Origin of the sequence: Cryobacterium sp. Y50 (genome assembly GCF_002929805.1) — a bacterium.
Classification (GTDB): Bacteria; Actinomycetota; Actinomycetes; order Actinomycetales; family Microbacteriaceae; genus Cryobacterium.
The window spans coordinates 80,618-104,547 of sequence record NZ_PJJM01000095.1 but is presented as its reverse complement, the minus strand read 5'-3'; the positions used below and the strand labels follow the sequence as shown (position 1 = coordinate 104,547).

21 protein-coding genes, 1 tRNA gene and 1 pseudogene are annotated in these 23,930 nt (G+C 65.3%); 15 read left to right on the top strand and 8 right to left on the bottom strand.

Going from position 1 to position 23,930, the window contains the following annotated elements:
• Positions 1 to 72: 72 nt before the first annotated feature.
• Positions 73 to 543 carry a RidA family protein gene (locus tag CXY73_RS13045; RefSeq protein WP_104138116.1) on the bottom strand — a complete coding sequence of 157 codons (471 nt, stop codon included), beginning with the start codon at positions 541 to 543 and terminating at the stop codon, positions 73 to 75.
• Between the two features lie 2 nt (positions 544 to 545).
• On the bottom strand, positions 546 to 713 hold the full coding sequence (locus CXY73_RS22350) for a DUF4177 domain-containing protein (RefSeq protein ID WP_199184350.1): 168 nt from the start codon (positions 711 to 713) through the stop codon (positions 546 to 548).
• A 71-nt stretch (positions 714 to 784) separates the two neighbouring features.
• Between CXY73_RS22350 and CXY73_RS13040 the strand changes: the two genes are divergently transcribed.
• The 3 genes from CXY73_RS13040 (at position 785) to CXY73_RS13030 (ending at position 4,499) form a co-directional block, all read left to right on the top strand.
• Entirely contained in the window at positions 785 to 3,358 is a 2,574-nt protein-coding gene (locus CXY73_RS13040) for a transglycosylase domain-containing protein (RefSeq protein WP_233198325.1), read from the top strand.
• Positions 3,355 to 4,347: a metallophosphoesterase gene (locus CXY73_RS13035; protein WP_104177954.1), complete on the top strand. Its 993-nt coding sequence runs from the start codon at positions 3,355 to 3,357 to the stop codon at positions 4,345 to 4,347. Before CXY73_RS13040 ends, CXY73_RS13035 begins: the two co-directional genes overlap by 4 nt.
• A 78-nt stretch (positions 4,348 to 4,425) precedes the next feature.
• Positions 4,426 to 4,499 (top strand) — tRNA-Pro (locus tag CXY73_RS13030).
• A 163-nt stretch (positions 4,500 to 4,662) separates the two neighbouring features.
• On the opposite strand, the gene CXY73_RS13025 is transcribed toward CXY73_RS13030, so the two are convergent.
• Positions 4,663 to 5,685 (bottom strand): hypothetical protein, encoded by a 1,023-nt coding sequence (locus CXY73_RS13025; protein ID WP_104138125.1) that lies wholly within the window; start codon positions 5,683 to 5,685, stop codon positions 4,663 to 4,665.
• 200 nt (positions 5,686 to 5,885) lie between these two features.
• On the opposite strand from CXY73_RS13025, the gene CXY73_RS13020 reads away from it, so the two are divergent.
• The 4 genes and pseudogenes from CXY73_RS13020 (at position 5,886) to CXY73_RS13010 (ending at position 8,416) form a co-directional block, all read left to right on the top strand.
• Positions 5,886 to 6,362 carry a VanZ family protein gene (locus tag CXY73_RS13020; RefSeq protein ID WP_104138128.1) on the top strand — a complete coding sequence of 159 codons (477 nt, stop codon included), beginning with the start codon at positions 5,886 to 5,888 and terminating at the stop codon, positions 6,360 to 6,362.
• Between the two features lie 51 nt (positions 6,363 to 6,413).
• Positions 6,414 to 6,488: pseudogene (locus CXY73_RS23590) on the top strand (twin-arginine translocation signal domain-containing protein); the annotation flags it as partial.
• A gap of 6 nt (positions 6,489 to 6,494) precedes the next feature.
• Positions 6,495 to 7,292 carry a hypothetical protein gene (locus tag CXY73_RS13015; RefSeq protein ID WP_233198324.1) on the top strand — a complete coding sequence of 266 codons (798 nt, stop codon included), beginning with the start codon at positions 6,495 to 6,497 and terminating at the stop codon, positions 7,290 to 7,292.
• Positions 7,293 to 7,306: 14 nt separating this feature from the next.
• Positions 7,307 to 8,416, top strand: coding sequence for an acyltransferase family protein (locus CXY73_RS13010; protein WP_104177952.1), 1,110 nt, complete (start codon positions 7,307 to 7,309; stop codon positions 8,414 to 8,416).
• Between the two features lie 59 nt (positions 8,417 to 8,475).
• On the opposite strand, the gene CXY73_RS22010 is transcribed toward CXY73_RS13010, so the two are convergent.
• Positions 8,476 to 8,637 carry a hypothetical protein gene (locus CXY73_RS22010; protein WP_158254122.1) on the bottom strand — a complete coding sequence of 54 codons (162 nt, stop codon included), beginning with the start codon at positions 8,635 to 8,637 and terminating at the stop codon, positions 8,476 to 8,478.
• 85 nt (positions 8,638 to 8,722) lie between these two features.
• Between CXY73_RS22010 and CXY73_RS22005 the strand changes: the two genes are divergently transcribed.
• Positions 8,723 to 8,989 (top strand): ElyC/SanA/YdcF family protein, encoded by a 267-nt coding sequence (locus CXY73_RS22005; protein WP_158253142.1) that lies wholly within the window; start codon positions 8,723 to 8,725, stop codon positions 8,987 to 8,989.
• Positions 8,990 to 9,007: 18 nt separating this feature from the next.
• Here CXY73_RS22005 and CXY73_RS23335 read toward each other — a convergent pair whose 3' ends face one another.
• A complete protein-coding gene (locus tag CXY73_RS23335; protein WP_304481837.1) occupies positions 9,008 to 9,526 on the bottom strand; it encodes a DapH/DapD/GlmU-related protein in 519 nt (172 codons plus the stop codon).
• Positions 9,527 to 9,776: 250 nt separating this feature from the next.
• On the opposite strand from CXY73_RS23335, the gene CXY73_RS12995 reads away from it, so the two are divergent.
• The 7 genes from CXY73_RS12995 (at position 9,777) to CXY73_RS12965 (ending at position 20,519) form a co-directional block, all read left to right on the top strand.
• Complete coding sequence (locus CXY73_RS12995; RefSeq protein WP_104177950.1) at positions 9,777 to 11,207, top strand: O-antigen ligase; 1,431 nt, start codon at positions 9,777 to 9,779, stop codon at positions 11,205 to 11,207.
• Positions 11,208 to 11,352: 145 nt separating this feature from the next.
• A complete protein-coding gene (locus tag CXY73_RS12990) occupies positions 11,353 to 12,351 on the top strand; it encodes a glycosyl transferase (RefSeq protein WP_233198323.1) in 999 nt (332 codons plus the stop codon).
• Positions 12,352 to 12,359: 8 nt separating this feature from the next.
• On the top strand, positions 12,360 to 15,296 hold the full coding sequence (locus tag CXY73_RS12985) for an oligosaccharide flippase family protein (protein ID WP_199185365.1): 2,937 nt from the start codon (positions 12,360 to 12,362) through the stop codon (positions 15,294 to 15,296).
• Positions 15,293 to 16,549 carry a glycosyltransferase gene (locus CXY73_RS12980; RefSeq protein ID WP_104138148.1) on the top strand — a complete coding sequence of 419 codons (1,257 nt, stop codon included), beginning with the start codon at positions 15,293 to 15,295 and terminating at the stop codon, positions 16,547 to 16,549. The genes CXY73_RS12985 and CXY73_RS12980 overlap by 4 nt, the downstream gene beginning before the upstream one ends.
• On the top strand, positions 16,546 to 17,595 hold the full coding sequence (locus CXY73_RS12975; RefSeq protein WP_104177947.1) for a polysaccharide pyruvyl transferase family protein: 1,050 nt from the start codon (positions 16,546 to 16,548) through the stop codon (positions 17,593 to 17,595). Before CXY73_RS12980 ends, CXY73_RS12975 begins: the two co-directional genes overlap by 4 nt.
• The gene (locus tag CXY73_RS12970; RefSeq protein WP_104138154.1) at positions 17,592 to 18,587 is read left to right on the top strand and encodes a glycosyltransferase family 2 protein; all 996 of its coding nucleotides are present in this window, start codon (positions 17,592 to 17,594) and stop codon (positions 18,585 to 18,587) included. Before CXY73_RS12975 ends, CXY73_RS12970 begins: the two co-directional genes overlap by 4 nt.
• Before the next feature lie 483 nt (positions 18,588 to 19,070).
• Positions 19,071 to 20,519, top strand: coding sequence for a right-handed parallel beta-helix repeat-containing protein (locus tag CXY73_RS12965; protein ID WP_104177946.1), 1,449 nt, complete (start codon positions 19,071 to 19,073; stop codon positions 20,517 to 20,519).
• Here CXY73_RS12965 and CXY73_RS12960 read toward each other — a convergent pair.
• Genes CXY73_RS12960 through CXY73_RS12950 form a run of 3 tightly spaced genes read right to left on the bottom strand, consistent with a single transcriptional unit; the run spans position 20,473 to position 23,872 of the window.
• Entirely contained in the window at positions 20,473 to 21,789 is a 1,317-nt protein-coding gene (locus CXY73_RS12960) for a glycosyltransferase family 4 protein (protein WP_104177945.1), read from the bottom strand. The genes CXY73_RS12965 and CXY73_RS12960 overlap by 47 nt on opposite strands.
• Complete coding sequence (locus CXY73_RS12955; protein WP_146071755.1) at positions 21,786 to 22,889, bottom strand: polysaccharide pyruvyl transferase family protein; 1,104 nt, start codon at positions 22,887 to 22,889, stop codon at positions 21,786 to 21,788. The genes CXY73_RS12960 and CXY73_RS12955 overlap by 4 nt, the downstream gene beginning before the upstream one ends.
• Positions 22,889 to 23,872 (bottom strand): glycosyltransferase, encoded by a 984-nt coding sequence (locus CXY73_RS12950; protein WP_199185364.1) that lies wholly within the window; start codon positions 23,870 to 23,872, stop codon positions 22,889 to 22,891. Before CXY73_RS12950 ends, CXY73_RS12955 begins: the two co-directional genes overlap by 1 nt.
• Positions 23,873 to 23,930: the final 58 nt, after the last annotated feature.

Sequence of the window (23,930 nt, the reverse complement as noted above, 5' to 3'; positions counted from 1 at the left end):
ATTTTTCCTGAAGTCGCCACCGCGGACCGGCATCCGTTTTACGGCGGATGCGCCGGCGCGCCAGAAACGCGCTTAGGCGAAGGCGACGACGAACTCGATCTCGACCGGAGCATCGAGCGGCAACACTGCAACACCCACGGCGGAGCGGGCATGGCGGCCAATGTCGCCGAAGATCTCGACCAAAACGTTCGAGGCACCGTTGACCACGGCCGGCTGGCCGGTGAACGCGGGGTCGGAGGCGACGAAGCCGGTGACCTTGACCACCTGGGTGATGCGGTCAAGCGAACCGATCACGCTCTTGATGGCCGCGAGGCCGTTGAGCGCGCAGGTGCGTGCGTAGTCCTGGGCATCAGCAGCTGGAACCAGGCCGTCGCCGTCGCCGACCTTGCCGGCCGCGGGCAGCGCACCAGACACCATCGGCAGCTGGCCAGCGGTGTAGACACAACCGTTGCTGATCACGGCGGGCACGTAGGCGGCGACCGGCGGCACGACGCTCGGCAGTTCAAGGCCCAGTTGGGCCAGGCGCGCTTCGATCTTCGACACGGCTATGCCCCTTCCTTGGCTGCGAGTGGGCGTTTCAGATAGGCAACGAGGCCACCTTCTGGACCGGGTACGACCTGTACGAGTTCCCACCCGTCAGAGCCCCAGCTGTTCAGAATGGCGGCCGTATTGTGGATCATCAACGGCGTTGTGAGGTATTCCCAGGCGGGCATGTGACTCCTATTGAGGCGGGCTTTCAGATTTGTCGCTTACGCTCAAGTCTATGTCTGCCAAAAATCGAACTGTGAGCGGGGCTCTGGGGGGTCTCCTGGGTCTCGTCGGGATGAGTGCCGTCGCCGGTATTCTCGTGACCGCCGCCGTCGCCCCAGCCGTTGCCCTGTCCGGCATGGCCGCCACGAACACCATCAATGTGTTCGACAGCCTGCCCGAGTACCTCTCCATCGATCGGCTCTCCCAGAAGAGCAACATCTACGCATCGTCGAACCCTGAAGATCCGGTGGGCACCCGCCAGCTCCTCGCCTCGTTCTACGAGCAGAACCGGGTCGAAGTGGCCTCTGACGCCATCAGCCAGTTCGCCAAGGATGCCGCCATCGCCGGTGAAGACCCGCGGTTTATGGAGCACGGTGGCGTTGACATTCAGTCCAGCTTCAACGGTGCCGTGCAGACCCTGGCCGGCGGTGACACCCGCGGTGGCTCGTCGATCACTCAGCAGTATGTGAAGAACGTGCTCATTCAAAAGTGCGAGGTAATGACCGACGCCGACGAGGCCAAGGCCTGCTATAAAGACGCCACTATACCTACTGCTGACCGCAAGCTGCGCGAGATGCGCCTCGCCATCGGGCTGGAGAAGAAATATGAAAAAGCAGACATTCTTCGCGGCTACCTGAACATCGCCGGCTACGGCGGAACGGTGTATGGCATCGAAGCCGCCGCGAGCTACTATTTCAACACGACCGCCCTCAACCTGACTCTGCCGCAGGCGGCGAGCCTGGTGGCGATCGTGAACAACCCGGTCAAGTTTCAGCTCGACCGCCCCGACAGCGAAACCAACGGTGCGGCCAACGGCTACGCCGACAACAAGTTTCGGCGCGACTACATTCTCAACGAGATGCTCAAATACGACAAGATCACTCGGGCCGACTACGACGCGGCTGTGGCCGCGCCGATTGAGCCCGTCATCACCGTGCCGAGCACCGGCTGCCAGACCGCCGGAGGCAGCGCCTACTTCTGTGATTACGTCACCAAGATTCTGAAGTCCGATCCCACCTTCGGAGCGGATGCTGAGACGCGCCTCGCGAACTTCCAGCGTGGCGGATTCGACGTCTACACCACACTTGACCTCGAACTGCAGGTTGCCGCCGAAACTTCCCTGAACAAGTACGTCCCCAAGTCGTATCCCGGTTGGGATGTCGGCGGGATCGTCTCGAGCGTTAAGGTCGGTACCGGTGAGGTGCTCGCTATGGCGCAGAACAAGGACTACAGCCAGGCGGAGCAGCCCTCTGGCAGCAACTTCACCAGCATTAACTACAACACGGACTACGCCACGGGCGGTTCGGCCGGATTTCAGCCCGGTTCAACCTATAAGGTCTTCACGCTGGCCGAGTGGCTCAAAGAGGGGCACGCCCTGACCGAACGGGTTGACTCACGAGTCAAGTCGGACTGGGGAACTTTCCAGGACAGTTGCCTCGGTCCGCAGAGTTACGGCACGACGTTCGCCCCTCGTAATGACGGTGGCGAGGGCGGCCCAAATGAATCGGCGCTTCATTCGACCACCCGGTCGATCAACACCGGCTTCGTCGGGATGGCCAAGAAGCTCGACTTGTGCGGCATCAAAAACACCGCTGAGGCCTTCGATGTGCACGCGGCAGACGGCGGCGCGCTCGGCCAGAACGCATCTTCGCTCATCGGCACGAACTACATCGCCCCGCTGACCATGGCCGTCGCCTTCGCCGGCATCGCCAATAACGGCACGACCTGCACTCCCATCGTTATTCGCAGCATGATCGGTTCTGACGGAGCCGAACTTACCGTGCCCAAATCGACCTGCACCCAGTCCGTTTCGCCGGAAGTAGCCGCCGGAATGCAGTACGCCATGGCGACCACGACAACCGGCGGAGGAACAGCCTCCGCCTCGGGCGCGCGCACTTCGCCCCGGGTACCGATCATCGGCAAGACCGGAACCACTGACAAGGCCAAAGACACCTGGATGAGCGGAGCCAGCAGCAAGGTTGCCACCGTTGTCGGCGTGGTCAACGTGCGCGGCGACTCCAAGAATCAGCGCTTCACCACACTCAACGGCGTCACGGCGTCCCTCGTCCGCCACTACGTCTGGCCGGACGTCATGAGTGTCGCCAACGCCAAATACGGCGGAGATGACTTTCCGGAGGCCACGTCGAGCGTGATCAACGCGGTCGCCGTTCCGGTACCCGACGTGCGCGGTAAATCCATGGCCGATGCCAGATCCACCATCCAAGCAGCAGGCTTCTTCTTCGTCGACGGCGGCGTGACCAGCTCCGAGCTGCCGGCCGGCACCGTGGCCAACACCGACCCGGCCGGTGGGTCCTCCTCCACTCGCGGTTCGAGCATCACCGCCTACTCGAGTGATGGCACCGGCGTCACCATACCTACCGTCATCGGCAAGAGTGAAGCGGATGCCCGCAGCACGCTCACCGCCGCTCCGTACGGTTTCACGGTGGCTAAAACCGAACAGATCACAACGGACAAGGCCCAGGACGGCAACGTCGTTGCCGTGCAGCCGGGGGAAGGTACGGCCAGTCGCCCCGGCGATACCGTGACGATCGTCATCGGAAAGTACACGGTCCCTAAGACACCCGAAACCGACAAGAAGAACGAATGACAGCGTTTCATCACCGCGGTGAGGGCGGGCGGCTCGTCGGCACGTCGCTCGCGGCGGCGGGCGCGGTCGGCCTCGCCGCCTTCGCTTGGGGCGCAGTGATCGAGCGCACCCGGTTCACGCTGCGTGAGGTGAGCGTTCCGGTACTCGCGCCGGGTTCGGCACCCATTCGTGTGCTGCACCTCTCCGACCTGCACATGGCTCCGTGGCAGAAAAACAAGCAGGAGTGGGTGCGCAGCCTCGCCGCGCTGAAGCCCGACCTCGTCGTCGATACCGGCGACAACCTCGGACACAAAAACGGCGTCACCGGCATCGAATATGCCTTCGCGCCGTTCCGAGGTCTCCCCGGTGTCTTCGTCAATGGCTCCAACGACTACGTCGGACCGCAGCTGAAAAACCCGTTCACCTACTTTGGCGGGCCGTCCAGCCGGCGCATTATTCGTCGGGAAGAACTCGACACCGATGCGCTGCGTCGAGTGTTCGCCGATCTCGGCTGGACCGACATCAACAATGCTGCAGAGTCGCTCGATCTCAACGGCACGCACGTGGAATTCTTCGGTGTCGACGACCCGCACATCGGGCGCGACCGGCTCGACCTGATCACCCGCGCGATCGATGACCTGCGGGCCAACGATCCACTCGGTGACGACGTTTGGCCCGACCCCGAGGAGGCCGCAGCCCCGCGCTCCACGCTGACCATCGGCGTCGTTCACGCGCCGTACCAGCGGGTATTGAATTCTTTCATCAACCACGGCGCCCAGCTGATTCTGGCCGGGCACACCCACGGCGGCCAGGTCTGCGTGCCCGGTTTCGGAGCGCTCGTGACCAACTGCGACATTCCCCGCCGCCAGGTGAAGGGCCTCAGTACCTGGAACCATGGCCTGCGTACCGCCTTTCTGAACGTTTCGGCTGGCCTGGGAACGTCGATTTACGCTCCAGTGCGATTCGCCTGCCCGCCCGAGGCAACCCTGCTCACCCTCTGCGCAGGTTAAAGCCGGGCCACCCGGCTGCTTGCTCAATTCGTCAGGATGGCGCTGAAGCGCCTATACTGATCAAGGCCCAAGGGCCATCGGGGTATGGCGCAGCTTGGTAGCGCGCGTCGTTCGGGACGACGAGGTCGCAGGTTCAAATCCTGTTACCCCGACAGCAGCAACGCAAAACCCTCACTTCATCGGAGTGGGGGTTTTGTTGTGGGATCGTCTGTCGACGTCAGCGTCACTCCTGCCAAGAACCGCAGATTGCCAGCGCTGGTCGATGTGACTCTCGGCAGGTTCGAGCAGCGACAAGGGGCAAACCACACGCCTGCACTAGCCGATACGGGTCAGCTCGGTGAATGACATGGTGGCACTCGAGCCGTTGATGCAGGTTTGGTAGAGCAAGTCGAACCCGCGCGGCACGTCATCCGCTGTGTCGGCGGCCACGTTCAGCACGGCGGCGACCGACCCCACGCGATAGATGCCGCCGGCGGCCCCGGTCAGGGTAATCGTGCTGCCCTCCCGCGGAAACCGTGATCCACCGCACGACCAATGCTCGGCGATGACCGGCACCCCGTAGTGTGCGCCGATATCGACCGCGCCCTGGCAGGCATCAATCTCGCTCTGCCAACCCGCCGTCCACACCAACTTGGAGAAGGAAACGGAGGTCGCTGCATCGGCCGACCGGCCAACTCCCGGCCCCTGGGCCGCCGCCGACCGGGCTGCTTGCTCGGCCGCCATCCGAGACGCTTCCGCCCGTGCCTCGACTTGCGCCGCCTCTTCCGCCGCCAACCGCGCCTGTTCCACGTGCCAGGCCGCAACCGCCTCGGCCACGACCCGCTCCCACGCGGTCAACGATAGCTGCAGGTCGGCCAGGTCGGTCGCCCGATCAAAGCGGATGCCCGCCAGCACGACCGTCTGCGTCGCCAGGTCGGGCCGGGAAATGAAATGCTCGGCGCTGGCCTGGGAGAAATCGCTCATCGTGTTCGCCCGATCCAGCTCACGAACAGCCTGATCCACCCGGCTCAGCCCACTGTCAACCTTCCGACGAAGTTCGGTGCGCGCCGCGCTCTCGCCAATGATGGCCGCACTCGACTGCCAGGCCAGCTCGGCAGCAGCGATATCGGCGCGGGCGGAGTCGATGCGGCGAACAGCCTGCGCGCGGTCGGCCGTGAAAGTCTCGACGGCGGCGTTGTAGGTGTATTCGGCCAACAATGGCGCGGCGGGCGATGAGGGTGCGGCGTCCTTCTCGGAGCCACCGGCGACGACGGGCGGTGACAGCGCAAAGGCCGCCAGGCCGACCGTGAGCGTGATGAGCACCAGCCGGTGCAGCGGAACATGCCTGGCTCTGACCACAACAATCCTCCTTCGGGAGGGGCTGCTTGTGGAACGGGACAGCAGCGCAACGGGGGTGCGCGGTGGGCTGCCATTAAACCTCCACTTCACCGAATTTCACAGGCCCCAGTCGGACTAGACCGGGCGTTCACGGCCCGAAATGTAGGGCATAGTGGCTAGTCGGCGTGCCGACTCAAACCGGCCGGCAATCAGGAGATGTCATGACCGCAAACCGACGACGTCGGCACACCCTGCTGCGCCGCGCCGCAGGGGGGATGGCTCTCGCTTACCTCGCTGCCTTGACCCTGATCGCGTTCTGGCCGACCCCGGTGGACCGCGGCCTGCACGGATCGTTTTCTTCGGTCGTCCTGTGGCTGCACGCGCACGGAGTGCCGGCCTGGTTCGACTACGAGAGCATTGAATTCAGTGCCAACATCGCTTTGTTCATTCCGGTCGGCCTGCTCGTCGTGCTGCTCACCGGTACCCGTCGCTGGTGGATCGGCACGCTGATCGGCACTTTGCTTAGCTGCACCATCGAACTCGGCCAACTCGTCTTTCTGCCGGAACGATTCGCCACTGTCAACGATGTGATCGCCAACAGTCTCGGCGCCCTGCTCGGAACCCTGCTCGCGACCGTCGTGCTGCGGGTAGCCCTCGGCCCAACGCATCCGTCGGACGAGGTGGCCCGATCAACCTGATCGCGAAATTCGGGTTGGACCTCAAAGAATCTCTCTGCTATCTTCGGCAGAATGAATCGTCGAGGGTTTCTCACATTATCAACCGCTGGTGCAGCAACGTTGGGGCTCGGTGCGCTGGGCGCGCCCGTCGCAGTGGCTGTCACTGCTCCACCACTACCCGGAGAGGTATCACGCACGGCGAACGTGCTCACCCAAAAGGGAAAAAAACTCTACGACAATATTGAAGTGGACATCGGCGGCGACCGCGCCCGCTTGTTCATTCCCCAGACCGTGTCGCGCAATTCGACGGCCTCTATTGGGGCCGTCTGGTTCTACCACGCAGCCTCCAGCTCGCACAACGCGCTCAACGGTGGTTTCAAGTACCCCGGCGAACTCGTGGTCGACCAGAACGCAATCGCCATCTGCATCAATGCCGGCGGTACCCAGTACACCAATTCCGTCGCCACCAACGCCCAGAAGAATGCCTGGACGTACCTGAACGCGCTGTACACCGTGCGCCGCAACTTCTTACGCGCGACCTCGTTTGGCGGATCCCTCGCCTGCTACACCTACGGCAAGAAGCTCATACCCTATATTCGCGGCCTGTACATGGTCAACGGACTCTACGACAACGAATGGCTCTACGCTTACGACACCAAGAACCAGGCCCACGTCGGCGACGCATACAACAACGATCTCACCCTGATCAAGGGCACCAACCCGGCCCGGATCAGCGCCACCCCGTGGAAAAACAGTCGGGTGAAGGTGCTCGTCTCCGATGACGCTCACCCCGACAATGTGGTCATCCCGAGCAGGAACGGCCTCGCCCTGATCAAGAAAATCGCGCCGGTCGCCATATCCGCCGAGGTGATGTACCACACGCTCGCGCACGACACCCCCGGCTTCGCTCACACCGACATGATCAAAACCTTTGCACAGTGGTCGATCTAGCAGGGAGATAGTTCGTGGCGGAACGCAGGCGGGTCGACTGGGTTGACGGGGCCAAGGGCATCGCGATCCTGCTCGTGGCCCTCGCTCACGCGGTGCAGTGGACGGTGCTCTCCGGTCTCGCGCCAGAGTTCTGGAACAAGATCAACCTGATCTTCATCGTGTTTCGCATGCCGTTGTTTTTTCTCGCTTCCGGTCTGTTTGCTGCCGCGATCATCAAACGCAGCTGGCCGGCGCTCTGGCGAACCCGGCTGAGCCTGCTGGTCTGGGCCCTTCTGCTGTGGACCCTCATTCGTTTCGGCTATTTCTCGCTCCTGGCCAATCCGGCCCGCTTCGACGAGACCAATCCGATCGACCTGCTGCTCGCGCCGGTGCGCCCGAGCAACGGCCTGTGGTTTCTCTACGCGCTGGCCTTGTTCTTCGTCGCCGCCAAGCTCATGCGCTCTCGCATCGACTGGCGAGTGCAGATCGGCGGCACCGCTGTGCTCTCAGTGCTGTTCTTCGCTCGCGCCGACACCGGCAACATCGCTTGGAACGGATTCGGCCGTTACTTTCTGTTCTTTCTACTCGGCTGCTACCTGCGCGAATGGATCCTCACCTTCGTCAACCGCCCCAGCCGCCTCGGCGCGCTCGGTCTCGGCCTCGGCTTCGGCGCGGCCTTTCTGGTGCTGGCCGGGCTCATTCTCACCATGGACGCGCGCCTGCCATTCATCACCGGCACGCTCGTCGTGGTAAGCCTGTTCGCCCTCGGCGCCGGCCTGCTCGTAGCCCGATTCCTGGTCGGCTTTCACGCCATGGCCTGGCTGGCCTATGTCGGTAGAAATACCCTGCCGATCTACGTCGTGCACGTACTGCTGGTGTCCCTGATCACGAGCCTGCTGCTGCTCGCCCGCGGCCAAGCCTGGCTCGATCGCCTCGGCCCGGCACTCCCCCCAGTCGTCGCCGGCCTCGCCGTCGCCACGTCGCTGCTCCTCTGGCGACTGATGCGCGACCTTCCGTTGCTGCGCTACGCGTTTGCGGTGCCGACCTGGTTTGCCGGACAGGCGCCGGCGGCGGGTGAGGCAGCGGCATCCCCCTTAGCAGAAGCAGCAGTCCCGGCAGAGCGGATACTGCCGCGCAGCGAGTGAGGTCGCCGCACCACCGCGCCGGGCGCCAGCGTGCCCTCGTACTGCTGACCGGATTTGTGCTACTGATCGTTGGGCTCGTGGCCGTCACCACGCGAACGGTCATGTTTCCGCGCGAAGACGCTCCGAGCAGCGCCGACGCCATTGTCGTGCTCGGCGGGCTCGGGAGCGCGGCCGTCGTGCAGAAGGCCCTCGATCTGGCCGCGGCAGGATACGGCGATCACGTGCTCATTTCGGACGCCTTCGGCGGGGACACCCGCCCGGCCAACCTGTGCGCGCGACCCGGCGGTGCCGGGCACGGCGATCGAGGTGGAATGTTTCGACCCGCACCCCACGAGCACCCGCGGCGAGACCGAAGCCATCGCTGCCTTGGCGAGCGCTCAGGGCTGGAACCGCGTGATCGTGGTCACCTCGAGCTATCACGTGAGTCGGGCCCGCCTGCAGATCTCCCGCTGTTACCCGGGGGCGCTCGCGGTGATCGGTGCCGCGCAGCCGATGGATCCGCCTAAGTGGGTGTACCAGTTCGGGTACCAGAGTGCCGGATTCATCAACGCCTGGCTGACTCCAGCCTGCTGAACGCGCCTGCTGAACCGGTCAACGCCGCGCCATCAGCCCCTCGGCGATCGAATCGACCCGTTCCCGGTAGCTCTGGCCCACCATGTCGGACTCGGCCGGCCACTGACTCAGCGCTGCGTGAAACTCGGGCCAGGACTTGATCGGGCGGGCCGGAACACCGGCCACGATGGTACCGTCCGGCACCGACGCCGTCACGACCGACCCGGCGCCCACCACGCAGCGGTCGCCGATGCTCACCCCGGGCAGCACGGTCACGCCGGCACCGATGAACACGTCCGAGCCCACCCGAATCGGCGCGAAGCGAAAGCGGCGACCTCGTTCGTCGCGGTAGAGCCAGCCCGATCCGTCGTGGGTGATGAAGGTAACCCCGGAGCTGATGGTCACCCGGTCACCGACCGAGATGAGCCACGGCTCGGTTGTGGCGATATCAGAGAGGATGCGACATCCACTGCCGATTTGCACACCCAGCGTTCGAATCGCGTACACCCGGCCATGGGAGCGCCGCAGAATCTTATAGGTCAGTCGGGACAATTTCACCGTGGGGCTCCATTTCGTCGGCGATGCGGTGCGGTGCGGGAGCATCTTGCACATTTCGAGGCGTGTGCAGCCTGACCCGCCTAAAGTATCGGTTTTCCTGCCGCATTGCTGGCGCTGAGGAAAGTTCACGTGTTATCGTTGCGGCTAATCGCATCAACAGCGCTGCGGCTCTATCCCGAGCATTCCCCGCGCAGAGTTTCTGCGCCATCACCCTGCGCCATCACCCTGCGCCATCACCCAAAGGCGGCCGATGTTCGATTCCACCATGTTGCGATTGCGCCGCACGTCGATCATCATCAGCGCGCTTGCCGCACTGTTCGTCATTGTGGCAAGCCTGGTACTGCCACGCTTCGTGGCCAGTCTCGGCTTTATCGTGATTCCGCTGACCTTGCTCGCCTTCGTTGCCGCGGTCACCCTGTTCATGCTGCCCGTGCATATTCTGCCGGCCGTGGCACTGGTCACCTTTGCGCTCATTCCGGCCCGCGTGCTTCCCCAGGACGGCCCGATCGGTGCCCTGCCGCTGACCACCATGATCATCGTCGTCTGGGCGCTGCGCCGGCTGGTCACCACGACGGCGAACGAGCCGCTTACGCGGGAACCAGCCCCGTTCAAGTCGGCCACCCGCTACTTAGCGGTGCTCTTTCTGGTCTGGTCGCTGTTCACGCTGCTGCGCAGCTCCGACCTGCAGGCGAGCCTCGGCTGGACTATCAGTTTCAGTGCCGCCGCGTTGCTTCCGCTTGTCATCGGCACCGCGAGCCGGGAGGCCTTCTGGATTCGGCGAGTCTGGCTTCTGCTCGGCGCCTCGCTCGGAGCGTACGCCCTGATCGAGGGGGCACTGCGCGCCAATCCGATCTGGGGCACGCTGTACACGGTGTTCGGCCTAAGCGACAGCCAGCATTGGTCGGTGTATCGCGCGACCGCGTCGTTTGGGCATCCGCTATTCGCCGGCCTGTTTTTTGCCGTCGCCTGCGCCTTGGGGATCGGTGTCTGGCTGCGCGAGGACTCGAAACCGGCCCTTGTCGCCGCGGTCCTAAGCGGCCTCGGCCTCGTCGCCACGGTCTCGCGCGGCGCTATCCTGTCTGCGGCGATCGCTATCGGTTTAGCCTATTTCGTGTCGCTCGTGCTGCGCGGCGAAAAGCGCTGGGGTAAGTTCGCGCTGCTCGCGGCGCTCGTGATTGTCGGCATCGTCGCGCTGTTCCAGTTCGATGCCTTTACCGCCCGCAACAACTCGATCGAGGCCGAACTGTCGTCACAGGCCCGCGACCTCGGCGTCTGGGTGTCGCTGCAGGCCGCGAATCTGACAGGCTGGATCGGGTCGGGGCCTGGCACCTCCGGCATCACCGGGCGCCTGTTCAACAAGGTCACGATCGAGAATTCGTTATTGCAGTTGCTGATCAGCATCGGCCTGCCCGGAGTGCTCCTGTTTCTGCTCGTGATCGGCTCGGCCGTGGCGCACGCGCTGTCCCAACGTGCCGTCGGGGCCGCGGCCGCTCTCGTCGCGTATACCGTCTGTATCACCGGATTCAACGCGATCGACGCCCTACGCCCGATGCACCTGCTGCTTGGCTGCCTGTTGATTCTGACGCTGAATCCGGGCAAAACGGATGCCGCCGCCGAGCTACGCACCGCGCCGGCACGACGGTCGCTCGCTCGCCCTAAACGGGGGTATGCGCGTGTCTAACGTGCCGCCGGCTGGCACGCTACTCTAAACCGACAGATTCTCAATTACCGCCGGTATTTTCTGCCGGCCCGTAAGGGGTATGGGCGTGAAGACGATAGCCGCGACAAGCACGGGCTCGACAAGTGCGGTCACGACAAGAATCACCGTGTTGCAATCGCTGAGTGCACCCGATGGCACCACGCGCTACGTCAACCAGGTCGTCGAAGGTGCTCCGCAGGCCGTAACCATGCGGTTTTTTACCTGGCGCACCGCGCTGCTGGGCCGGTACGACGTGTTGCACGTGCACTGGCCGGAGCTGCTTATTCGCGCTCCCCGGCCGCTCAAGGCGAAGCTTCGTCGCGCCGCCCTTTACGCACTGCTGCTGCGCGCGCGGCTGCAGCGCATTCCGATTGTTCGCACCATGCACAACCTCACCCCGCACGAGGCCGGACAGAACGCAGAAACCCGAGCCCTCGAGGCACTCGATGCCCGTACGGCGCTCGTTATTCGACTGAATCCGACCACTCCGATCGAACCGGAGTCCAAGGCCGTCACCATTTTGCACGGCCACTATCGGGACCGCTTTGCCGGCATGCCGCTGCCGAACTCCGTGCCGGGACGCATCCTCTATTTCGGACTGATTCGACCCTATAAGGGGGTCGAAACCCTGCTGCAGGTGTTTCGGTCGGTTCCGGGCGCGAATCTGACGCTGCGCATCGTCGGCCGTCCGTCCAGCGGCCTCGACGCGGTCATCACCGCCGAACAGGCCGAGGACGAACGCATCAGCTCGGTGCTGCACTTCGTCTCTGACGAGGAACTCGTGGTCGAGGTCGGCGAGGCCGAACTGGTCGTGTTGCCCTACCGAGAAATGCACAATTCGGGCGTTCTACTGGTGACCCTCTCCCTGGATCGGCCGGTACTCGTGCCCACGACACCGTCCAATCTGGCCCTGGCCGAGGAGGTCGGCCCCGGCTGGATCTATCTGTACGAGGGTGAGCTCACGCCGTTGATCCTGCACCAGACCCTGGAGCAGATGCGCGCCGCCAGCTCCCGTCCCCGCCCCCACCTCGACGGTCGCGACTGGAAGACTTTGGGGCTGCAGAGTTACGGCACCTACCTGCGGGCCTTGCAGCTGACCGGTCGGCCCCGCCGGAGCATCCGTTGACCGCGACGATGCCACCATCGACCCCCGCAGCCCCGCTTCCCCGTTCCACCGCGGGACTCGGCCGTACAGCGGGCCGGGGCGCATCGACGACCCTGGTCGGCCAGCTCATTCGCATCGGCGTGCAGCTCGGCGGCATCGTCGTGCTGGGCCGCCTGCTCGACCCGAGCGACTACGGGCTCGTCGCCTCGGTCGCGGCCATCATCGGCGTCGGCGAAGTGTTGCGCAACTTCGGGCTGTCGTCGGCGGCGATTCAGGTGCGCGAACTCAGCCGGCAGCAGAAAGACAACCTGTTCTGGATCAACAGCCTGATCGGGCTCGCCCTCATGCTGCTGGCTGTGCTGTTCAGCCCCTTGATCGCGACACTCTACGGCGATGACCGCCTCGTGCTGCTCACTCAGGTGCTGGCCAGCACGTTTCTGCTGAATGGCCTCGCCACCCAGTTTCGGGCCGATCTCAACCGCAACTTGCACTTCAAGGCACTGGCCGGCTCGGAGATCGGCGCGCAGGTCGGTGGGCTGGCCGTCGGTATCTTCATGGCCCTCAATGGTTACGGCTATTGGGCCCTCGCCGGGCAGCAGATCAGCCAGGGTATTCTCACCATCATCATCCTCGTTCCCATCACCAACTGGTTTCCGGGTGGGTTTCACCGCAAGACGCCGATGCGGCACCTGATCGCGTTCGGTTCCAACCTGGCCGGTACCCAGCTGCTCGGCTACGCCAGCCGCAACACCGACACCATCGTGATCGGCGCGACCCTCGGCGCCGGCCCGCTCGGCCTGTACAACCGCGCGTTTCAGCTGCTGCTGCTGCCGCTCAACCAGATCAACGGCCCGTCCACCCGGGTGGCGCTGCCGGTACTGGCGCGGCTGCGGGACGACCCGGCTAAGTACGACCGGTTCATTCTGCTCGGGCAAATGATTATGCTGCACGCCGTCACCATCGTGCTCGCGTTTTCCTGCGCGCAGGCGCTGCCGATCATCAGCATCGCTCTCGGCAGTAATTGGCTCGGTTCCGCGCCGATCTTTCAGATTCTGGCCATCGCCGGGTTCTTCGAGGCTGCGGCCTACGCGACCTATTGGGTGTTTCTGTCGAAAGGCGTCACCAAGCAGAACCTCTACTTCGCCCTCTGCACCCGACCACTGCTGGTCACGTTCGTGCTGCTCGGCTCCTTTTGGGGCGTCTACGGCGTCGCCGCCGGATATTCACTCGGCGTCGCCCTGATCTGGCCGATCGGCCTGTGGTGGATCAGCCGGGTAACGGATGCCCCGGTGCGCGCCATGTTTTTCGCCGGCGTTCGCGCCATCCTGGGCTACGGCTTCGCCACCGGGGCGTCTTGGGCTGCCGTGCAGTGGATTCCGGTCGAACTGCCCCTCGCCCGGGTGGCGCTCGGCAGTGTTGCTCTGCTCGTCGCGATTGGCATCGTCATGCTGGTCTGGCCCCGGTTTCGGCGCGATGTACGCTCGATCACGCAGGCCCGCAGCTTTCTGCGGTCGACGAAGGTATCACCCGTTTTATCTGCGGCCGGCGGGTCCGCGACGGCGAGCGATCAGCTCACTCCGGGGCCCCCCGCCGCGCGCAGCACCCGCAGCGCTGGGCGTACCCGGCTGCGCATTATGCGCCGACTGGACCGGATTTTGCACGGCCTGGCAGCGGCATCCGCTCTGCCGTATCTGCGTGATCGACGAACACTGCGCCGGGCGATCGGGCAGCTGGGGCCAGCCCCGGCGGGCGCCGAGCGCTGGCACGTGCTCATTGCGCCGCCCGGGGAGGGAAACATTGGCGATCAGGCCATGATCGAGGCGTTCCTCGAGAATGTCACTGGGCCGGTGCGGGTACTCGTGCGGGGCCCCAATGACGTACGCATTCCTGCGGAACATTCCGCCCGGGCACGGCTCGAGCCGATCGCGCACCTGATCTATGGCAGCGGCCGCGCCCACCGACGGTCCATGGGGCAACTCGCAGCCGTGCTGAACGGGGCCCTGTCAGTGACCGTGGTCGGCGCCGACATCATGGACGGCGCCTACAGCGTGCGGGCGTCGTCACGGCGAGCGGATGTCGCGAGTCTGGCCCGCAGCGTCGGGGTTGAAGCGCGCATTCTCGGCTTCAGCTGGAACGGCCACGCCAATCTGGGGCCGCGCCGTTCACTCGCCCGCGCCGGTCGGTTGGGCACCCGGCTGCAACTGCGCGACCCGGTCTCATCCGCGCGAGCTCGCGCCGACCAATTCAAGAACGTGATCGACGTCGCCGACGCCGTGTTCGCGGTGTGCACGAGTTCGCCCACCGCCGCCACGGAATACCTCGGCGCCGCGCCGACGCCCTACGCCGTGGTGAACGCGAGCGCGCTGGTCGGGCGCAGCTTCGACCAGATCTCGGAGTACGCCGTGATCATCACTGCCCTGCTCGAGGCCGGGCTGCGGGTGGTGTTGCTGCCGCATGTAGTGCGGCACAGCGGCGACGATGCCGCTGCTTGCCGCGCGGTGTTCGACCGGTTCGCCCAGGGGGCCGGCGCTGACGGCCGAATGGTTCTGGTGAACCGGCTGCTCACGCCGGCCGAGGTGCGCGGACTTTGTGCCGGGGCGTCGATCGTGCTGGCCGGGCGCATGCACCTCGCCGTGCAGGCGATGTACCACAGGGTTCCCGCCGTTGCACTGTCCACCCAGGGCAAAGTCGCGGGCATGATGGGCCTGTTCGGCATGCAGGAACTTTGCGTGGAACCCGGCGTCGGCCTGGCCGAGCGTATGGTTCCCGTCGTGCGCGCGGTCCTCGCCCAGCCGGACGAGTACCGCGCCCGCCTGGCCGCCCAGCTGCCCGAGGTGCAGCGACTCGCCGCCCTCAATTTTGACCTGCTGCAAAGCGGCGCCCGATCAGACCCTCCCCGAGCAAACCAGCCGCGATCCCGACCCACATTCTCGCGACCACGAGACGATAGAGAAGGCCGAGCATGACACAGCCCACTTCGCCCGACCCCACCCATCCCCCGGCGAACCCGAAGCCGGCGCACCCGCTGCTGCACCGCATCCTCTTTGTCATTCCGTCGCTGCACGGCGGGGGCGCGGAATTCGTCGCACGCACGTGGATGGGCTGGCTCGCCGACCAGGGCTACGAGGTGCGTGTCGTGCTCACCGCTGGCGATGTGGAGCCGGAATACCTTCCCGAGGGTGTCGAGGGGCGATCGCTCGCCGGGCAGCACGGGCACGTCGCGAAGACGGCGACGCTGCGGCGCAGCCTGATTGACTGGCAGCCCGATGTCGCCGTGGCCCTGCAGGTGTACCCCAACCTCGTACTGCTGACCGCGGCCCGCCTGCTGCCGGCGCGCGTGCGGCCCCGGGTGCTCGTAAGCGAACGTAATCTGGTCTCGCTCGGCCTGCCCGGATCGAGCTTCGCCCACCGGGTCAAGATAGGCATCGCCAAGCGGATGTATCGGTGGGCTGACCATGTCATCGCCATCTCGCATCCGGTCGCCGCTGAGTTGGTGTCGGCGTTCGGGGTGCGCGGAGACCGCATCACGGTCGTCGCCAACCCTGCGACTGCGAAGCTGCGCGGAACACCGCGCGGGCCGGGCCGGGCGAGTGTGTACGCCCGCGTAGCCGAGAGCGGAGCCGTGACCGAGAGCGGTGCCGACCTGACCAGCACCGCTACGATCGTGGCGCCCTCGACGCGGCAGCCCGGGGCAGCCAACGGAATCCAGATCGTGCTGGCCTGCCGGCTAGTCGAACAAAAACGTCCGTTGCTGGCCATTGCGGCGGCGGCCGAACTGGCCAGGCGGGGCGTAGCCGTTGAGGTCGTGTCGTTCGGCGGTGGTCCGCTGCTCGACGATGTGCAGGCCGCAGCCCGACAGGCCGACGTGATCTTTCACCACCGCGGCTGGGTCGAGACCTGGTTCGACGAGTTCGGCGACAACGCCGTGGCCCTGCTCACGTCGAGCCGGGAGGGTTTCGGCAACGTACTGGTCGAGGCCGCCGCGGCCGGGTATCCCTCGGTAGCCGTATCGGGGGCGCTCGGCGTAGCGGATGCGATTGTGCCCGGTATCACGGGCGAACTCGCGTTGTCCGCGAGGCCCGCGGACCTCGCGGACGCCATTCTGCGCGCGGCCGAGCTTTCGCTCGACCACATCGAGCCGTGGCTAGCCCACTTCTCCGAGCAATCGAGCGGCACCGACCTGGAGCGAGTGCTCATTTCGACGCTGGAGCGCGCATGAGAATCTTCGCCTCGGCCCTGGGCCAGATCGATAATGTCGGAGACACCGTGCTGCGCCGGGCCTTCCTCGGTGCCCTGCGGGAGGCCGGCGAGCTGCAGGTGTTTGTCGGATCCCGAGCTGACTCCTACCTGAGCGGACTCGGTCTGCACGACGCCGATCGGCTGTTTCGCACGAGCACCGAATGGCGACGCGAGATTTCACGGTCGACGCTGCGGGAAGCATCCGTTTATGCCTTCAATGCGGGGGAAATGGAGCTGCAACGCGCCTACGCGCTGCGCTATCTGCGCCTTGCTCCGCACCTCGCCCTCAACCGGCTGCGCGGCGGGCACGCCGTGCACACCGGGTTCGGCGTGCGGCAGAACACGAAGTGGCGCATTCCGGTGGCCGCGACCCTGCATTTGTGCGATCTCGTGGCTTGGCGTGACAACTACAGCCTGGGAGCGATGGGGCTCGGCCGTGTCGCTCCCGATTGGGCCTTCGCCACGGGGGCAGCGGATGCCGACCTGCTCGCCGAGGCCGCTGCTCGGCCGCTGCTCGCCGTTTCGGTGCGCTACAACGGGCGACGCCCGGATTCCGAGTGGATTCAGGCCATGCGCGGCCTGGCCGGCGCCTTAGGGCTGCAGATCGTCGCGGTCTCCCAGATTGAACGCGACGGACCGCTGGCCGAGGAACTCGCGATCAAGCTCGGCGGAACGGCTCTGGTTTGGGATGGACCGGACCATGCCGAGCAGGAAGTGAAGCTGCGGGAGGTCTACCAGCGGGCGCTGCTCGTGGTGACCGACCGGCTGCACGCAGCGGTTATCGGACTGACCGAGGGCGCCCTGCCGCTCGTGATCGCCGACGCCGGTCACTCGAAGGCTGCGCGCACGCTCGATGCGGTCGGCATCAAGGGCACCACGATCGCCTGGACCATGCCAGACGCCGCGGCGCTCGAGCGTCGCGCCCGCGATGTGATCAGCCGCCGCGAACCGATTCTGCGGCACGTGGTCGAGGCCAGGGCTTCGCTTTCGGAGTTGACCCACTCGATTCGAAAGCTGACCGAATGAGCGGGGTTGGCTCACCGATCGTGAGCGTCATCGTTCCGGCCTACAACGCCGCCGAGTTTCTGGAAGGTGCGATCGAGCGGCTACTGCGCCAGACACTGCCTGGCATTGAAATCATCGTGGTCGACGACGGCTCAACGGATGCGACGGCCGCGATCGGTGCGCGGGTGGCCGGCGCGCACGCATCCGTTCATTTCTTTCAGCAGGAACGCAATGGCGGGGTCGCGCTCGCCCGGAGCCGGGCGGTCACCGAAAGCCGAGGTGAGTTTCTCTGGTTCGTCGATTGTGACGATGCGTGGGCCGACTCCGCACTAGAGAAGCTCGTGGCGGCGGCCCGGTCGACCGGCGCCGACGTGGTGGTCTGCGGCGCGGAATACGTCAATCCCAGCCAGCGACGCGCCCTGGCCTCGCCCGTTCTGCTGCGGCCGATCACCGGTGCGGCGGCATTTGCGCTGCTGCTCGACGGCGGCATCACCGGGCATCTCTGGAACAAGCTGTTCCGACGTGCTCTCGCCAGCGAGATCGAGTTCACGCCGGCCCGGGTGCACTCCGACCTCGCCATGGTCGCGCAGCTGCTCGCTGCGTCCGATCGGGTCGCCGCGATCAGCGACACGCTCTACTCCTATGTCGCGCGCGGCGGGTCGATCATCCGCTCCGGGTCGCGCCGGGCCGAATCGCTGCTGCTGGTCGAGCAGGCCGTCACCACTGCAGCAATCACCCTCGACACCCGCATCATCGGCTCCAACTCGTACGGCTACTTTCGGCTGCGCTACGTGCTGCTGTCCGGGTTGAAAGACGCCCTGAGCGGTGCATACGACACCGAGGAGCGCGACGAGATCGTGGCCGAACTGCGCTCGCGGCTGACCTGGCGGCTCGTGCTGCTCGCCGCGCGCCGCCGCGATTGGAAGCGTCTCGTGCTGGCCGCCACGGCCAAGGTGAGTGTCGGGCTGCACCGTCGCGTACTGCGCCTCGCGGCCGAGCAGGACGCCGCCTGAATCGCTGAGCGCCAGCATTTGTCGGTCGCGCCAGCAGTACAGCTGCGCGGCCGAGCTTCGCGGGAAAAAGTCGGGTGATAGAAATTCAAGAGTTCAAAAACCACTCTAGGCACTTTCACAGGAATGACGAATGTCGCACGCCGGCCACCCCGCTGCCTCCTTCCCGTCGAGTCGGCAACTACGCCCACAACGAGCATTAGCACTGGTCAGGACCAAATCAAGAGACTCGCTCAGTTTCACAGCGACCGACCGTCGACACGAGCGCAGTTGCTCTCGCGCACGCCCGCACGCGAGGAGGCCCCTGCATCCGCTTAATGCGTGCCCACAAACCCATTTGCACACGGGTAACGTGCAGCAGTTCAGACGCTAATTGACGACGTGAGCACGGCATTCACCGCCGAGCATCACGCAGATCATGTGCGTCGAAAACCCCCAGGTTCACGGACGTAGCCACCAAGTCCAAGAATATCCGGAAGGTTCACCATGTTGTTCCCCCGCTTCACCCGACATGCCACCATCGCCGCCGTCGCCATCGCCGCGTTGGTTCCGCTCAGTGCCATGATTCCCGCCGCTGCGGCCTCCGCCGCAACAGTACCCGCCGGCACCACGGTGATCGACAGCGCCTCCGCACAGGTCAAGTACGCCGGCACCTGGCGCACCTCCGGCTCCAGCAACGACTCCGGCGGTTCGGTTAGGTTCTCGACCACCTCGAGCAGCGCTTCCTTTACCTTTCAGGGCACCAGCGTCGCGTTCATTACCCGTCTGACCAGCAGCTCCGGCACGAGCAACGTCGCCATTGACGGCCAGGTCGTCGCCACGGTCAACGGCTACTCCGCTAGCACGGCCTACAAGCACGCTGCTTACAGCACGACGAGCCTCTCCGCCGGCACCCACACCATCACGGTATCCCGCACCGGCCAGAAGGATGCCCGCTCCACTGGCACCAGCAGCATTATCGACGCATTCGTCGTGTCGGCCGTGCCGAGCACCGCGCCCACCCCGGCCCCGATCAGCACCCACCGCTACGCCAATTGCCCGGCCGCGACCGTCACCGTGACGACTGCCAAAGAGCTCATGACCGCCTCGGCCCAGGCGCAGCCCGGCACCGTCATCAAAATGGCCCCCGGAACCTACAACGCCCAGATCAACATGACCGTCAACGGAACAGCCAGCAACCCGATCTGGGTCTGTGGACCGCGCACCGCCGTGGTCAACGTCGGCAGTATCCAAAACAACCACGGCATTCAGGTCTCCAACTCCTCGAACCTCGTGGTCGCCGGAATGACCGTCACCAACAGTCTCAAGGGCATCAGCGTGATCCGCAGCAAGAACGTCACCATCGCCGATACCCTGGTTGACAACATCGGCTATGAAGGCATCCACCTACGGGCTTTCACCACCGACAGCAAAGTCGTCGGCAATACCATCCGCAACACCGGCAAGCGCGACCCGTTCTACGGTGAGGGCATCTACATCGGAACCTCCGACGCCAACTGGTGCGCCCAGACGAACTGCCTGCCCGACCGCACTGACCGCACACTCCTGATGGCCAACAACATCAGTCTCACCGGCGCCCAGCCGATCGAGGTCAAGGAGGGAACCTCGAACGGAATCATTCGCGACAACGTCATCAACGGCGCCAACGCAATGCCACGCGCCGCGGAATGGGTCAAAGTCAAGGGCAACGACTGGCAGATCTACCATAACGAGGGCACCAACAGCACCATGCACGGCTTCGCGGTCAACGGAAGCGTTGCCGGCTGGGGCCTGCGCAACGTGTTCTTCGATAACACCGTTCCGGTCAACGCCGCGGGCTTCGGCTTCTTCATTCACGAACAGGGCAGCAAGGGTGCCAGCGGCACCAAAGTCTACTGCTCCAACACCGTCACGGCTGCTGGGTCCGGGTTCTCGAACCTGGCCTGTACTTCTTAGCCACCCGGTTTGATCGTCGGTCGAGTGCAGTGGTCCAGCTGCGCTCGATGCGCGGAAAGACCGCGGCAGCCGAATAGGTAGTCTCAAAGGCGGATCTGGCCAGATCCGCCTTTTTGGCGCGCCAGGGGGCATCCGTCATCGCCCGGTGCAGGGCCGCCTCGAGCGCGTCGACGTCGCCGGGCTCCACGAGCACGCCGACCCCACCGGCCAGTACGGCCGGCACCCCACCCACGCTGGTCGCCACGACACAGTTGGTGCGGGCCATCGCCTCGAGAATGAACATGGGCATCGCCTCGTCGCGGGAGGGCATCACCGCGATCGCGGAGCGCTCGAGCATCTCCATCAGGGCAGCATGGCTGAGCGGGCCGACGAATTGCGCCCCAGCCAGCGGCTCAGTGGGCTGGTCGGCGATCGGCCCGGCAATGACCAATTTCCAGAGCGGATGCTGCGGCGCGAGCCGTTTCCACGCCGCCACGAGTATATCGACGCCCTTGCGTTTGCTGACCGCACCGCCGAACACGACGACGTTCTCGATCTGCCGCACGATACCGTCGGCGACTGCGTTCGGCACGAGTACGACCCGCTCCCCCGGCACGAACTCCGACGCGGCGGTGTGCGATTGCGCCGACAGGGTCAGCACCACGTCGGCGCAGCGCAGCACGCTCCCCACCAAACGGGGGCGCTTGCGGGCGAAGTCGGCAAACGAACTGCCGTGCAGCTGCGCCACGGTCGCGAAACCGCGCACGTGGGCCAAGGCGAGCAGCGCGCCTTCCCGCGCGAAGGATCCGCCCTGGGACAGGTGCGCGACGACGACGGTGCGCTTCGGATTGGCCAGCCGCAGCAGCTTCAAGAAAGCGGATGCCGCAACCCCGGCCGCGCGCAGCCCGCCGCTGCCGTCCCGTGAGGGCACCATACGCAGGTCGAAGTCGACGAAGGAATGCGCCAGATAGCCATTGACCACCTGACTCATGCCGCCGGCGACCTCACCGCTGCGTCCAACGTGCACGGCGATGAAACGTTCGGCCGTGCGCCGGGATACGTGCCGCTGGGCGGCAACCGGAGCGGCATTGAGCGGGTCAACGTTGAGGTGGTTGATCGTGAGCGCCGCTCCGATGATCGGTTCGGTGTCGATTGACTCGGCGTCACTTGATTCGGTTCCGCTCGACTCGATCGGGACGGGCTCAAACGCGGCCTGCTCGAGATCAGCCTGCTCGAGGTCGATCGGTTCGATCGCGACCGGCTGGAGGTCGGCCGCTTCGTTGATGCTCACCGCACGCTTTCGATGCTCAGCACCTGGTCGAGTAGGCGACGCACGGTTTGTAATTCGGTCTGCGCTTCGGCCAGGCCGGCCAGAATGGGGGCGCGCCGGCCGAGCAGGTTCTGCAACCGATCCCGAATCTGGCTGCCGCGAAGTCCTGCGCTGTCAATGCTGACGTCGTGCAGGCCGGCCGCGGCGAAATGCCGGGCGATCTTGTCAGATTTGCCGCTGACCAGGAGCGCGGCCGGAACCGCTCCCTCAGTGAGCGCGCCGACGAGCACGTGCAGCCGGTCGCTCACGGCGAGCGCCGCCCGTCGGTAGAGGTCGCGCAGGCGCTGCTCCTGCTCGTCGTGGCCGGTGCCATTCCAGCGCAGGGCATACCCGTCGAGGTCGGCCGCGAGTTGGCCGCACCTGTCATCGTCGCGCAGAACCTGGGTCACGCACCAGATCATGAGGCCGTTGTCGGCCGCCACGGCGCGTACCCCGGCGAGCCACTCGGCGTTCGGATAGTCCAGATCAAAGCGCATGGAGACGACCAGCACGTCACGAACCTCGTCGGCCAGATCACGCTTCTCTGTTCGTCCGTCGCTCGCAAAGGCGAGGTCGGGCATGATACGGCCCTGCCCGAGATATCCCGCGGTAGCGGCATCGCGCCAGAGCGACAGATTGGACAGCGCAATGGATGGACCCATCAGCGCGCGCGGCAGCGGTGCAAAATTGCGGCTGCCCACGCCTACCCGGGCCACCCGGCCGTGTCGGGCGCGCACGAGCGCGAGTACCGGCAGCATGGCGAGGTGCTCCTTCATACCGATCAGGGTCAGCTGAATTTCTCCCGGCTTGAACACATACGATGCCCGGCCGCGGGCGGCGCTGCAAAGTGCCGCCGTGTACCAGGCACGAAAGGACCGGTACTGCACATCGTCCGGCGTTAGAGCGAGTCCTTCGGCGTAGCCTTCGGGGGCTTCGCCGACATAGACGTGCAGCGGGCCGTTGGGGCGTAACCAGTCGAGCAGCTGCCGGCGCAGCAGAATGTCACCGATATTGTCGTACTGTCCGCGGGCCGGTACGAAAATTTCCCGCGGCATCCGCTCGACTGACGTAGTGGCGCTCATCATTCGGCGGTCAGCGGAACGCGCACGCCGGTGTCGATAGCGCGACCGGCAGCGAAGCGGATGACGTCTGCCGTCAGGTCCGGCGCGTCAACGGCCCGTGCGACTCCAAGGCATTCGGCGAGTTCGGCGATCTGCATCTGATGGTCGTCCACGTGTTCGCCGCGGTGCTTGCGGCGGGTCACGATCACCGGAAAGACACCCAGCTCGAGCAGCCCCATGAAGGTGCCGACACCGGCGTGAGTGATCACGACGTCGGCCGTGAGGGCGGCATCGACGAACATCGCGGTTGGCATCATCTGGTGTACCTGCCCGGGAACGTCGGTGCGGTCGGTGGTGAACCCCAGCTGCCAGACGGTGCGTTCGTCGGCGAAGCCGCTCGCGAGTACGGCATCGACGAGGGAATCGAACCGATACCCCTCGATGGTGCCGAGGGTCACGAACAGACTGGGACGGTCCGGCGCGTGTTTGACCAGCGCGTGGTAGGTGGAGAGCACACTCGGGTACGTTCTCCACCGCTCCGTCGCCCAGGCCGGATGCTGGGTGCGCACGCTGACCAGACGGCTGGCGGCGAGCATCCGTCCGCTGAGCGAAGGACCTTCCACTCGCGAGACGCTCTCGATGTAAAGACTCGGCACGCCGCTGATCGCGGCCTGGGGCAATGCCGCGACAGCCAGACCGGCCCCCGTGCTCACAGCTCCGTCGAAAGATTCGTGCTTGAGCACGCGCCGTACGATTTTGGCCGCGCGCATCATGCCGAGGTAGTCGCGCGGGCGTACATAGGGCACATGGATGCGGCGCTGACCGGCCAGCAGGGATCGGCTTTGCATGGAGTCAAAGGTGACCCAGAGCGAGCTCGGCGAGGCGCCGAGTCCGGGGGCGAGGCGAACGAGCTGGGCAAGGTGGCCGCCGGTCGAGGCGACGAGCAGAAGCTTCCGTTGCGTGGGCGGCAGCGGATCGATCGGGTATGACGAGTGCACGGACACTGAGGCTCCCTTCGGGTACAGCCTGGGTGGGACGGTTTCAAACGTGCGTCATCGAACG

Excerpts from the sequence above, each read along its gene's own strand:
- CXY73_RS22350 (WP_199184350.1), bottom strand. The coding sequence starts at position 713 with ATGCCCGCCTGGGAATACCTCACAACGCCGTTGATGATCCACAATACG.
- CXY73_RS13035 (WP_104177954.1), top strand. The coding sequence starts at position 3,355 with ATGACAGCGTTTCATCACCGCGGTGAGGGCGGGCGGCTCGTCGGCACG.
- CXY73_RS13020 (WP_104138128.1), top strand. The coding sequence starts at position 5,886 with ATGACCGCAAACCGACGACGTCGGCACACCCTGCTGCGCCGCGCCGCA.
- CXY73_RS12995 (WP_104177950.1), top strand. The coding sequence starts at position 9,777 with ATGTTCGATTCCACCATGTTGCGATTGCGCCGCACGTCGATCATCATC.
- CXY73_RS12985 (WP_199185365.1), top strand. The coding sequence starts at position 12,360 with ATGCCACCATCGACCCCCGCAGCCCCGCTTCCCCGTTCCACCGCGGGA.
- CXY73_RS12980 (WP_104138148.1), top strand. The coding sequence starts at position 15,293 with ATGACACAGCCCACTTCGCCCGACCCCACCCATCCCCCGGCGAACCCG.
- CXY73_RS12975 (WP_104177947.1), top strand. The coding sequence starts at position 16,546 with ATGAGAATCTTCGCCTCGGCCCTGGGCCAGATCGATAATGTCGGAGAC.
- CXY73_RS12970 (WP_104138154.1), top strand. The coding sequence starts at position 17,592 with ATGAGCGGGGTTGGCTCACCGATCGTGAGCGTCATCGTTCCGGCCTAC.
- CXY73_RS12965 (WP_104177946.1), top strand. The coding sequence starts at position 19,071 with ATGTTGTTCCCCCGCTTCACCCGACATGCCACCATCGCCGCCGTCGCC.
- CXY73_RS12955 (WP_146071755.1), bottom strand. The coding sequence starts at position 22,889 with ATGAGCGCCACTACGTCAGTCGAGCGGATGCCGCGGGAAATTTTCGTA.